Raw genomic sequence first — 13,118 nt, 5'->3', positions numbered from 1 at the left:
TTTTAATATAGACATTTATTTATATCCATTCTTGGATATATTATACTTTGTTTAAATAGATGTTTGTTATGAGGGAGATGAGAAGATTGGAAGATATAAATTTACTTATTAACAAATTATATTCAAAAAATCAGAATGAAGCATATAAAACTTTTTTGTTTTTAGAAAATGAAAGTATGAAATCAAATATTACATATTGTTTTTTTGATTCATTTTTAGAGATGCTCAATAATGAAAGCTCATATATTAGGGCAAGAGGACTTCTATTAATAGCAGCAAATGCTCAATGGGATACCGAAAATAAAATTGAAATAAATATAGACTATATTTTAAGTCACATTGCAGATAAGAAACCCTCTGTTTCAAGAATGTTTATTAAATCATTACCTAAGATTACAGAGCATAAAAAAAATCTTATCCATCGTATACAAATGGAGTTAAGTAATGCAAACATAAGTATTTATAATAACAATATGAAACCATTAGTGGAAAAAGATATAAGTGAAGTTTTATCTAAGCTTGAAGATTGATGGAAGTAAAAGACTATTAATATAATGATAAAGTTCTATACATCAAAATAGAATATTTTCAGTTTGATGGCAGTTTTGAAACAATAAATCAAAGCTGCCATTTTTGTTTGAAAAATTATTTAAAAAAAGATAAGATTATTAGTTTTTTAACTAAATAATGTACATATAAGGTCTTATGTAATATGTTATAAGATATTTGATAAATTAAATGTTTTCTTTGACAATACATATATAGTGATGATAATATCTAAATGAATAAAAACAAAGGAAATAAATATATAATATGAAATTATAAAACTATGCTATAATTACAAGGAAGGATGTAATAAACTGTAGAAATTGCAAGTAAGTAATATAAATTTTTAAAGAATTAAATTTAAATAAATTACATAATGTATTAAATAAACGATGATACTAGAATGACACTATTTTTATAGGAAATTATTAAAGTACATAAGTAATGAAATAATACGCTAAATTATATAATAGATTGAGTTTTACTAAATAAAAAAGAACTACAATCCCTATGTTATTATACAAAAGCAAAGGTGGGAATTAAAATGAAAGCAATTGATGATGCTATAACATCAGAGTATTTAAGCTATGGTATCAATGAAGATATTAATATCTATGAAGGTCGGTTTTGCATATATTTAGATAAAAAATATAGATGTAATGGAAAAATTTATTATAAAATGACACCTCCAATATCTATAAACTTTAAGGCAGATATAGGTTGTATTGAAGAAATAGATAATGATGATGATAATTTAGCTTTAGATTATGATAATGCTATTCTTGAAGTTCATGGTTATAAAATCATTTCCATAACAATAAACACTTTAAGCGATGTTACTATAGAAGGATATATCAATGATGACTGTATAAAATCCAAAAACTCTTATGTTGAACATGTAGATTTTAATATAATAAACTTAGATAAAATACCAGGCAAACTCATTAAATATAATGATAAAGTATATGCAGGTAGAATCGAATTTGATATAAATGATTATGTTGTGACTATAGATAAAAGATATGATTATAGAAAAGAACTTAAGTCAGATTTAAGGTCTAAGTCTGGAGCAATAATAACTCATATAGGTAGAGTTAGAAGAAAAGATGGTAGAATTTTTAGAACAAATAATACAATAAATCTTTTAGATAGAATATCAACAGCTTTGAGTTTTATGTGTGGAAGGTATGTTGGATTTTGTTTGGCCAAAGGATATAGAAGCGGAAATGAAGTCTATAGAATATGGAATGAAAATCAGATATCTCCATTTAGATATGTACCAACATGGTCAGATACACTTTCAAACTATCATAATATGGAGAAATATATAAGTCTTATGTGCAAAAAATTAGAAGATTTTTATTATGGTTCTGCAATAAAAAGTGTTACTGACTGGTATATAGAATCTCTTGGAAGTGTTACTATGGAAAATAACATAATATCTGTACAAATTGCACTTGAAACTCTATCATATGTAATTTTAGTAGAGCAAAATAAAATACTTACAGATGAAGCTTTTGATTGTAACTTAGCATCTAAAAATATAAGACTATTACTTGATACATGCAAAATACCATATGGAAAACATGAATTAAATATATTTGACAATACAATAAAAAACAAGTTTGATGATGGGGTAGATTTAGTGATTTATTTAAGGAATAGTATAGTTCATCCAAGCAGGAGAACTCATAGAGCTGTGTTAGAAGTTGAAGATATTTGGAATATAATCTCAATAGGAACAAGATATATTGAGCTTGTTTTACTCTTTATTTTGGGGTATAGAGGTGAGTATTCCAATAGATTAGTAGAACGATGTTATGGTGAAGTAGAAGTTGTTCCTTGGAATTAAATTTTTATATTTATTTTAAAATATATATTGACAGATATTGCCTTATGCTATAAAATCAATATCATAATAACAATTCAAAACAACATTAAATGCTAAGAAAAGAAATAGTAGAAGTAGTTAATCTTAAACAGAGAGTTTCCGATTGGTGAGAGGAGCAGTAGATTTTACTTTGAACACATCTTTGAGCAGAACTCTGAAAGAGTAAAGATACTTCATTAGGAGCTTTCCGGAATCCTTGCACCCGTTATAGTGCTAGAGTATAATTATTTTATTGTACTTAAAGAGGTTAGTGTCGTGAGGCATTAATGAACAGAGGTGGAACCACGAGAGTCAACTCCCGTCCTCTAGCAGAAGCTAGAGACGGGAGTTTTTTTAATATAATTTTTTAAGCGCGCAGAGAATTATATTGCAACAGATATACTTTTTAAAAAATAATCAAAATATTTAAAAATTTAAAAGACGAGGGAGAATATTATGAAAAATATATTAAAAAAATTAGGAATATTTACAATTATGTTAGGCTTAGTAAGTGGAATGGCAGGTTGTTCAAAATCAAATGATGAAAAGGGAAAAGATGCTTCAAAAGAAGCAAAAAAAGAAGTAATTGTAGGGTTTGATAATACATTTGTTCCAATGGGATTTTTAGATGAAAAAGGAGATACTGTAGGATTTGATGTAGAGTTAGCTAAAGAGACATTTAAGAGACTTGGAATGGAAGTTAAGTTCCAACCAATAGATTGGTCAATGAAAGAAACTGAGTTAAATGACTCAAAGACTGTAGATGTATTATGGAATGGGTACTCTATAACAGATGAAAGAAAGAAAATAGTATCATATACAGAACCATATTTACAAAATAAACAGATAATAGTTACTTTAAGTGATTCAAAAGTAAATTCAAAAGCGGATTTAAAAGATAAAGAAGTTGGAACACAACAAGGTTCAACAGCACTTGATGCAGTGGAAAAGGATAAAGATTTCATGAATAGCTTAAAAGGTGGAGCACCAGTTCTTTATGATACTTATGATAAAGCACTTAGAGATTTAGAAATAGGTAGAACTAGTGCAGTTGTTGGTGATGAAGTTTTAATTAGATACTATATGGGTCAAAAAGGTGAAGATAAATACAAAGTGTTAAAAGAAGATTTTGGATTAGAAGATTATGTTGTAGCAACTTCTAAAGAAAATCCAGAACTTTGTAAGAAAATAAATGAAACATTAAAAGAAATGAAAAAAGATGGAGCTTTTGACAAAATTTATGATAAGTGGTTTAAGTAAAAGATAGATTAGCTGTTAAGAAGGGGGCACTATAGGCATGTTACAAGGTTTAGAGATAGTTATAGCAATGTTTTGTATAACATTGATAGTATCAATTCCATTGGGGATTGCAGTTGCATTTTTAAGATTATCAAAAAATAAATTAATAAGTGGTATTACACAATGTTATATATTAATAATGAGAGGGACGCCTTTACTTTTACAGATGATAGTCATATTTTATGGCTTACCTCTTTTAGGAATTGTATTTGACAGATTTACAGCTGGAATAGTAGCTTTCTTCTTAAATTATGCAGCATATTTTGCAGAAATATTTAGAGGTGGAATACAGTCAATCGATAGAGGACAATATGAAGCTTCAAAAGTACTAGGATTTGATAAATTTACAATGTATAAGAGAATAATCTTTCCACAGGTTTTTAAAAGAATACTAGCACCTATTTCAAATGAAGTAATCACATTAGTAAAAGATACATCTTTAGTATATATATTAGGATTAAATGATATTTTAAGAATATCTCAAATAGCAATGAACAGAGAAGCGAGCTTATTACCATTATTTGAGGCAGGGGCAATATATCTTATATTTGTAGCTATACTTACTAAGGGATTTGAATTACTTGAAAAAAAATATTCTTATTATAGATAAAGTTACAATATTATAGGAGGAGGTTTTTTACATGCTGAAAATTAAAAACTTAAATAAATCATTTAAAAAAAATAAGGTACTTAAAGATATTTCTTTTGAGTTAGAAGAAGGTCAAATTGGAGTTTTACTTGGAAAATCTGGTGCAGGAAAGACTACAATATTGAGATGTATAAATGGTCTTGAAGAATTTGATAGTGGAGAGATTATAATAGATAATGAGATAATAAAAAATAAGAAAGATATGACAAAGATACGAGGAAAAATAGGTATGGTTTTTCAAAATTTTAACTTATTTCCTCATATGACAGTTCTTGAAAACATAATTGAGTCTCCAGTTAATGTATTTAAAGTTCCTAGAAAAGAAGCTGAAGAGAGGGCTAGAGAACTTTTAAGATTAGTTGATTTAGAGGATAAATTAAATTCCTATCCATTTGAATTATCAGGAGGACAGCAACAGAGAGTCGCAATAGCTAGGTCATGTGCACTAATGCCAAAGGTTCTTTGTTTTGATGAACCTACTTCTGCACTTGATATTGATACTATTCAAAGAGTAGTCAATATAATGAACAGACTTAAAGATAAAGGGATGACTATACTAATAATTACGCATGATGTTGTTTTCTCAAATAATGTTGCAGATAAGATTATAAGTATAAAAGACGGTATAGTAGAGAATGTTCAAATCAAAGAAAAAATTGTTTAATATTTTATAAATGGAAGTTATAGGAACATTTATAATATAAATAGGGGCTAAGTAAAACAAATACACTATGCCCTTTTTTTATTTAAAAATTTAATCTAATATTGAGTGATTAATTAGGTTTAATATATTATAAAAGAATAATTTAAATATTTAATATAAATTAATGATTGTTTTAAAATAGAATAATTTTTTATATTGAAAGCTTAGGATGATTGTGATATAAATTGGTTATAATATGCAAATTATGGGTATAAAAATAAAAAATTAGAAAGGATTTTAATATGATGATTAAATTATATGGATATACAAAGTGTTCTACTGTTAGAAAAGCAAAAAATTGGCTTAAAGAAAATGATTTAGAATTTGAAGATATAGACATGGTTCAGAATCCTCCAAGTAAAGATGAATTAGAAGCAATCTACAAGACTAGTGGATATGATATAAAGAAATTTTTTAATACAAGTGGTATGAAATATAGGGAATTGGGTCTTAAAGATATTGTAAAGAGTGAATCTGATGATAAACTTTTAGAAATATTAGTAAGTGATGGAATGCTTATTAAAAGACCGTTGCTTTTTGATGGTGAAAATGTACTGTTGGGTTTCAAAGAAGATGTTTGGAAAAGTACTTTATTAAAAGAAGATTAGAAGTATGTAGGTGTATTGATTAAAATAATTGATACACCTATAAATTTATACATCAACTCTGATTTTTATATATAAATTAGCAAATATATCTATCTAATTATTAGATTCTATAGAATAGAAGAACTATATGAGATTATATATAAATATATTATCAATCTAAGTTCTGATTTTAATTTATTGATTCCTGCAATTTTATATGGGATTTTAAAAGACTACATTTAGAATCTAAGTATTACAACAAGATTTATTCTTTTAAGTATATCTACTAATATTAAAATATTATTCTTAACAGATTTAAACCCCAAAAACTTCATATCAATAAACATATTATTTCTTATACAAAGAATATCATTTATTTTACTTAAAATAGTATAATATACAACGAATTATTACAAAATCACTTATTATTAACCATGAACATGTGTTTTGTGCTATTATATTTATATAAGGGAATTGTCATAAAAAATATCTTATTTATGCAAAAAATAAAATTAACTTTTGTCTTATGTAAGTATATTTTATAAACTGCATCTATACTTATAGTTTTACAAATAATAATAGTATTTAAAAACTTGACAACAAAAAAAGAAAACTTTCAAAAGAATTAAATCTAAAAAGAATAGGAGATAAGTATGAGTATTGAAGATTTATATGGTTTTGAATGTGTTCCTGTGAACAATGATATTGATATTGATGATTTATTTGAAAAAATGAGAGAAGATGGAAAAGAAAATGGATATACACCGATTATAATTATTGATGAAAAAGTAGGGTTATTAAGAGAAAATATAGATATGATTAATAAAGAGTATGGTTCTCTTGAAAACTATAGAAAATATTGTTTAGAGAAATGTAATGAGATTGATGTAAATGAATTCTTCCATTCTAGAAAGTGTGAGATTCCAGAATTGCTAACAGAGTTAATGGGTTCTGAGGACACTTTTTATGATTATAAAAATTTTAGTCCAATTACAAACATAGATATATTTCAAGAAAATAACAAAGTTTACATAGCCAAAGTTCCAACAATTAAACCATATGAAGTATTTGCATATATACCAATTGGTGGATTTAATGATTGTCCTAGTGATGAAGAACATATAGCTGTTGCAAAATATTGGTACGAAAAATATGGAGCATTCCCAATTGCAATTGGAAGTGATACAGTTCAATATTCTGCAAAAAATCCAATTGAAGATAATAAAAAATTTGATGACTTGTGTATTGAATTAGTCCTCTACTGTGAAGACATTATTGTACAAGGATATGAAACATTAAAAGTTCTTAAAGAAGTACTACAGCGTTCTACAATATGGCTTTTTTGGTGGGATTAAGACAAATATATGTAAGCTATAAGTATTAAATTAAAAGTTTTAGAAAATTCATATGATAGTATCTTTTTTGTGATTTACAATTATAACTGATGGAAAAATAATTATCTTAAAACAAATTTGTGCATTCAGCCATGAGGATAGCTATTTCCACTTCATGGCTTTTAAACATATTACTATATTACACTATTTCATTTTTAGTATACAGTGTATTACAGTAATATGTTTAAATTATACAGATTTAAAAATTCTTTGATATTGTAATTAACGTGTTTAAATATAATTCTATTTTATAAAATAAATACTTTATATGTTATAATCATTAAGAATGTAAAAAATAATATAATATTTTATTGTTCATGTTTTTCTAGATATGGAGGTTGTTTTATGAATGAAGAAGAAAAATTAGAAAAATTAAAGGAAATACTACTTGAATTAGGAAGTGTTGTAGTTGCTTATTCTGGTGGAGTAGATAGTAACTTTTTACTTAAGGTAGCAAAAGATACATTAGGGGAAAATGTTATAGCTGTAACTATACATTCAATGATGCATTCAAGTAGAGAGATTGAAGAAGCTAAACAATATACTAAAAATTTTGGTGTTAAACATATCATCTTAAATATAGAAAACTTTGATTTAAAGGAGTTTAAAGAAAATGGTACTGATAGATGTTACCATTGCAAAAAATATATATTTTCTAAAATAAAAGAGGTAGCAAAAGAACATAATATAAAGTACATAGTAGATGGAACAAATATAGATGATTTAGGAGATTATAGACCTGGGCTTAAAGCATTGAGTGAGTTAGAAGTAATTAGTCCACTAAAAGAAAGTAGTTTGAAAAAAGCTGAAATTAGATTACTTTCAAAAAAATTAGGATTAAATACTTTTAATAAACCATCATTTGCATGTCTTGCAAGTAGAATTCCTTATGGAGTTCAAATAACAGATGAAAAACTAAGAATAATAGAAAAGAGTGAAGACTATTTATCTGATTTAGGTTTTTCTCAATTTAGAGTGAGAATGCATGGAGATATAGCTAGAATAGAGGTTGACCAGGAAGAATTAGGTAAATTTTTTGAAAATAACAATTTTAATAAAGTTGATACTAAATTAAAAATATTTGGCTTTAAATATGTTACACTAGATATGTCAGGGTATAAAATGGGAAGTATGAATTTAAATGTGTAGATTGTTTAAAAAATAAATAAGTTTTGTAATTAATATAGGAAACAGGAGGTTTTATGAAAAATTATACATTAATATCGCCATGTTTTTTTGGGATGGAAAAAATGCTGGCTAGAGAAATTACTAATTTAGGATATGAAATAATAAAAACAGAAGATGGAAGAATAACATATAAAACTGATGAGTTTGGAATAGCAAAATCAAATATGTGGCTAAGATGTGCTGAAAGAGTACATCTTAAAATTGCTGAATTTGAGGCAAAAAGTTTTGATGAATTATTTGAAAATACAAAAAGAATAAATTGGTCTCGATATATACCTTATGGAGCTCAATTTCCTATATCAAAGGCTTCTTCCATAAAATCAAAATTATACAGTACACCAGATGTACAAGCTATAGTAAAAAAAGCTATCGTAGAAAGCTTAAAGAAAAGTTACTTGGAAGAAGGTTTGCTTAAAGAAGATAAAGAGAAATATCCTATCTTTGTATTTATACATAAAGATAAGGTAACTATTTCTATAGATACAACTGGAGATGCTTTGCATAAGAGAGGATATAGAGAAAAAGCAAATAAAGCACCAATAAGAGAGACTTTAGCTTCTGGGCTTATTTATTTAACACCATGGAAAGCAGGTAGAATTCTAGTGGACCCTATGTGTGGTTCTGGTACTATATTGATTGAAGCCGCTATGATAGGTATAAATATGGCACCTGGTTTAAATAGAGAATTTATATCAGAAAAATGGAGAACTCTTGATAAAAAAATATGGTGGGATATAAGAAAAGATGCTTTTAATAAGATAGATAATGAAACTAAATTTAAGATTTATGGATATGATATAGATGCAGAATGTATAGATATAGCTAGAGAAAATGCTGAAATAGCAGGTGTAGATGAATATATAGAATTTAATATAGGAGATGCAACTCAATTTAAAAGTGAAGATGAGTTTGGATTTATAATTACTAATCCTCCTTATGGAGAAAGATTAGAAGATAAAGATAGTGTTAAACAATTGTATAAAGAGCTTGGTTATGCATTCAGAAGATTAAAAAATTGGTCATATTATTTAATAACATCTTATGAAGATTTTGAATATGAATTTGGACAAAAGGCAGATAAAAAAAGAAAATTGTATAATGGTATGTTAAAAACTAACTTTTTCCAATATCCAGGTCCTAAGCCTCCTAGAAACAATAAATAGCTTTCATATTATTTATGGATAAAAAGTATAAAGTTTTATTAAAAAAAATATAAAGTTTTATTAAAATAAGTAAAACATTATAACGACTTGAAACGTCTAATTATTGTGAGGAGATTTTTGTGAGCAAAATTCAAGATTGATAGGATTAGGAGGAGTTAAATGAAAGTATTAAAACTTATTACTGTAGTAGCCCTAATGATGCTATTTGTTACTGGATGTAATATTAAAACTGAATCTCCAGAACAATTAGCAAAGATACCTGATTATGATGATACAAAAAAAGTACTGTATGATGGTATTGACCAGTTACTAAAACCAGATTCATCTATGATATTACCTTCTAATGCAAAAGAAGTAGGAAAAATAAATAAAGTGGATTTAAATGGTGATGGAGTTGATGAATTAGTAGTATTTGAACAAAAAGAAGATTTAAGTAATAATGTAACTCAGGTAGGGTTTGTAACTTTAAGTTATAATGGAGAAAAATATGTACTTGGTGACCATTTTTTAGAAAATGGTGAGTCAATAGAGTATGCTAATTTTTATGATTTGGATTCAGATGGATATAAAGAAGTGGTTTTACTGATTAAATCCAAAGATAAAACTAATATGCATATATATAAAGTAAAAGATAATGAAATAACAAAGGTGTATGACTTAGATGCGTCATGGCTTCCAAACAAAGACGATTTTAATGACATGAAAGTGAAAATTGGATATATAGATGGAGATGACAAATTGGAAATATTGATGCTTCATTTGAATAATAAAACTAATGAAATGTTTGCAAGTGTCGCAAATTTTGATGGGAATATGAAAATCAAGGATTATGTTAAGTTTGAAAATGTGAAGAATTTGAGTGAACTATATATAACTTTAGGTAATGTTGCTTCATCTATTGGAAATTCGTCTGCAGCTATAAAAGGAGCTGTGCTTGATATTCCTATATTAAAGGATAATAATTATATTACACAGATACTTTATATGAAAGATGGAAAAATTAAAAAAGCTTTTAGTGATTATGATAAAACTATTACTAAATCTTATTACATACCTGTAGATGATATTGATAAAGATAAGATTATAGAAATACCTATAGTAGCAGGAAACAATAGAAACACTTACAGTTCTAAAGCATCTGCAAATATAAGTTGGTATAGATGGAATGGAAAAGAAGATGCTAGTTCAAGCTTAATATTTACAAGTCAGATATATTATAACTATAAATATAATTTTAAATTGTTTATTCCAAACAATTTATTTGACAAAATACTTGTTGAACAAGAATTTGTTGGAGAAAAAGCAGTATTTAAATTTTATTATTTTGACTATTCAGATCGTAAGAATTTGTTTAATATAGTAGTAGAGAGTAAAAATAAACTTGAAGATAGAAAAAATCCAAATGCTCAAAATTCTATTGTACTTCAAGAGAGTGATGAATATACTTTCTTGCTAGTCATAAACAATGCAAATGAAATGGATAAGCTAGATATTACTATAGACGCACTAAAAGAATATTTCTCATTAATATATGGTTAATATTATACTCAATTGGAGGTTTTATTTTATGAAGGAAAAAATACTTATACTAGAAGATGAAATTGGGATTAGAAGTTTTGTTAGTATAAACTTAAAAAGAGAAGGTTATGAGATAGTTGAGGCAGGTACTGGGAGAGAAGCTATAGAAAAAATGACAACAGAAAGTGACATTACAATAGCTCTTTTGGATGTAATGCTTCCAGATATAAGTGGAATAGAGGTATGCAAATTTATAAGGGAAAATTTTGACCAAGTAGGAATAATAATGCTCACTGCTAAAGCCCAAGAAGATGATAAAATAGAAGGATTTATTTCAGGAGCAGATGATTACATCATAAAACCATTTAGTATAAAAGAACTTTTAGTCAGGGTTTCTGCTCTTCTTAGAAGAGTAGCAAAGGATGATTCAAGTGTTAAGTCAAGTGAGATAGTTTCTCCTCCATTTATACTTGATATAGACAAGAGAAAATTATTTAAAAATGGAAAAGAAATTGAGCTTACTCCAACTGAATTTTCAATAGTGAAATATTTGATATCAAATGCTAAGCAGTCATTAAGTAGAGACCAGATACTAGATGAAGTTTGGGGAACTAATTATTTATATGATTTTAAAATAGTAGATGTAAATATAAGAAGGATAAGAAATAAAATAGAGGATGACCCATCAAAACCAAAATATATACAAACTATTTGGGGTTATGGATACTGTTTTAGAAAGGAAGAATAATAGTGTTACATTTTGAAGGTCTGAGAAAAAAAGTAATAAAAAACTACTTTATAATAATTATTATAATGGTTACTCTGTTTGAAGGATTGTTTATGTTTTATATACAAAACTATTACTATGATTCTGTCAAACAACTACTTGAATCTGAAATAAAATATGCTGATGAATATAACGCTATTACAATGGAGACTACAAGCTTTGAGAAAAAAGTAAAAAACATATTTGATAAGCAACCATTAACTAAGAATTCAGAATTTGGAATTTCAATAATAGATAAGGATAAAAATATTATATTAGACCAATATGGTTTTAAGAGTAAAGAAAAAGCAAATTATGAAGATGTTAATAATGCACTAAAAGATATAAAGACAAAAAACTTAACACCATATACCTATAGAATAGCAGATACTGGAGAACATGTTATGAGTATTTCTCTGCCACTTAAGGTAAATAATATAATAGAAGGTGTTGTTAGATATACGGTTTCATTAGATGCTATTGATAATGCGATATTAAAGCAAGCTACATGGCTTATATTAGCTGGTATATTTATACTTATTATAGCTATACTAATAAGTCTTAAATTTGCTGAGACTCTTATAAAACCATTACGAGAATTAAAGAAATTTGCAAATGAATTGGCTGTAGGAAATTATAATATAAAGTTAGAAAATATGAAAATTGTAGATGATGAGATTGGCGATTTGGCACAGACATTTGAACATATGGCACATGAGATTGATAAGAGTGAAAAATTAAAAGAAGAATTTATATCTTCTGTATCACATGAACTAAGGACCCCTCTTACATCAATAAAGGGATGGAGTGAAACTTTAGGTTATGAAAGTATAACAAGAGAAGAGCTAGACCTAGGTCTAGGTATTATACAAGATGAAACAGAAAGACTTATAAAACTTGTGGAAGAATTATTGGATTTTTCAAGACTTTCTTCAGATAGAATAAAACTTCATGTTGATATAGTTGATGTTGAGGGTTTAGTTGTAGGTGTTGTGAATCAGCTTAAAGTTAAAGCAGCTGAAAAAGATATAGCACTTTTGTTTGAATTTGAAAATGAGTTTATAGAGAATATTCAAGGAGATAAGAACAGATTAAGACAAGTTCTTATAAATTTAATACAGAATTCATTTAAATTTACTGGTCAAGGTGGTTACATAAAAGTTGTAGCTTCTCAAAATGAAGATATAACAACTATATCAGTTGAAGACAATGGCTCAGGCATAGAAAAACAAAATCTAAATAAAGTATTAGATAAGTTCTTCCAAGAAGATTACAATAAAGCTGGTAGTGGGTTAGGTCTAGCAATTAGTAATGAAATTGTAAAACTTCATGGTGGAAGAATGAAAATAGAAAGTGAAAAGAATGTTGGAACAAAAATAACTTTTAATATAAAAAATAAATTTGCTAAACAAGCATAAATTCTTAGAAAGAGGAT

General features: G+C 26.6%; 12 protein-coding genes and 1 other annotated feature. All 12 genes read left to right on the top strand.

Features of this window, described 5'->3' with window-relative positions:
* Positions 1 to 86: 86 nt before the first annotated feature.
* The 12 genes from KGF38_RS02055 to walK all read left to right on the top strand — a co-directional run bounded on the left by KGF38_RS02055 (position 87) and on the right by walK (position 13,101).
* Positions 87 to 530: a SufBD protein gene (locus tag KGF38_RS02055; protein ID WP_227832132.1), complete on the top strand. Its 444-nt coding sequence runs from the start codon at positions 87 to 89 to the stop codon at positions 528 to 530.
* Between the two features lie 560 nt (positions 531 to 1,090).
* The gene (locus tag KGF38_RS02050; protein ID WP_054270254.1) at positions 1,091 to 2,398 is read left to right on the top strand and encodes a hypothetical protein; all 1,308 of its coding nucleotides are present in this window, start codon (positions 1,091 to 1,093) and stop codon (positions 2,396 to 2,398) included.
* An 85-nt stretch (positions 2,399 to 2,483) separates the two neighbouring features.
* Positions 2,484 to 2,746: a binding site (T-box leader), on the top strand.
* A gap of 126 nt (positions 2,747 to 2,872) precedes the next feature.
* The gene (locus KGF38_RS02045; RefSeq protein WP_054270255.1) at positions 2,873 to 3,676 is read left to right on the top strand and encodes an amino acid ABC transporter substrate-binding protein; all 804 of its coding nucleotides are present in this window, start codon (positions 2,873 to 2,875) and stop codon (positions 3,674 to 3,676) included.
* 37 nt (positions 3,677 to 3,713) lie between these two features.
* Positions 3,714 to 4,325 carry an amino acid ABC transporter permease gene (locus KGF38_RS02040; RefSeq protein WP_021384590.1) on the top strand — a complete coding sequence of 204 codons (612 nt, stop codon included), beginning with the start codon at positions 3,714 to 3,716 and terminating at the stop codon, positions 4,323 to 4,325.
* 31 nt (positions 4,326 to 4,356) lie between these two features.
* Positions 4,357 to 5,028 (top strand): amino acid ABC transporter ATP-binding protein, encoded by a 672-nt coding sequence (locus KGF38_RS02035; protein ID WP_054270256.1) that lies wholly within the window; start codon positions 4,357 to 4,359, stop codon positions 5,026 to 5,028.
* A gap of 284 nt (positions 5,029 to 5,312) precedes the next feature.
* Complete coding sequence (locus tag KGF38_RS02030) at positions 5,313 to 5,675, top strand: arsenate reductase family protein (RefSeq protein WP_074179406.1); 363 nt, start codon at positions 5,313 to 5,315, stop codon at positions 5,673 to 5,675.
* 632 nt (positions 5,676 to 6,307) lie between these two features.
* Entirely contained in the window at positions 6,308 to 7,009 is a 702-nt protein-coding gene (locus KGF38_RS02025; RefSeq protein ID WP_074179388.1) for a DUF4253 domain-containing protein, read from the top strand.
* Positions 7,010 to 7,393: 384 nt separating this feature from the next.
* Complete coding sequence (larE, locus tag KGF38_RS02020) at positions 7,394 to 8,197, top strand: ATP-dependent sacrificial sulfur transferase LarE (RefSeq protein ID WP_074179387.1); 804 nt, start codon at positions 7,394 to 7,396, stop codon at positions 8,195 to 8,197.
* Positions 8,198 to 8,250: 53 nt separating this feature from the next.
* A complete protein-coding gene (locus KGF38_RS02015) occupies positions 8,251 to 9,399 on the top strand; it encodes a THUMP domain-containing class I SAM-dependent RNA methyltransferase (RefSeq protein ID WP_054270260.1) in 1,149 nt (382 codons plus the stop codon).
* Positions 9,400 to 9,558: 159 nt separating this feature from the next.
* Positions 9,559 to 10,938 (top strand): hypothetical protein, encoded by a 1,380-nt coding sequence (locus tag KGF38_RS02010; protein WP_054270261.1) that lies wholly within the window; start codon positions 9,559 to 9,561, stop codon positions 10,936 to 10,938.
* Positions 10,939 to 10,966: 28 nt separating this feature from the next.
* Positions 10,967 to 11,665, top strand: a complete 699-nt coding sequence (gene walR / locus KGF38_RS02005; RefSeq protein WP_054270262.1) for a cell wall metabolism DNA-binding response regulator WalR — start codon at positions 10,967 to 10,969, stop codon at positions 11,663 to 11,665.
* Positions 11,666 to 11,667: 2 nt separating this feature from the next.
* Positions 11,668 to 13,101: a cell wall metabolism sensor histidine kinase WalK gene (gene walK, locus KGF38_RS02000; RefSeq protein ID WP_074179386.1), complete on the top strand. Its 1,434-nt coding sequence runs from the start codon at positions 11,668 to 11,670 to the stop codon at positions 13,099 to 13,101.
* The last annotated feature ends 17 nt before the right edge of the window (positions 13,102 to 13,118 follow it).

Source organism: Clostridioides sp. ZZV14-6387, assembly GCF_020657835.1.
GTDB lineage: Bacteria > Bacillota > Clostridia > Peptostreptococcales > Peptostreptococcaceae > Clostridioides > Clostridioides difficile_A.
The sequence above is the reverse complement of the archived record's forward strand: the minus strand, read 5'-3'. Positions and strand labels throughout refer to the sequence as shown.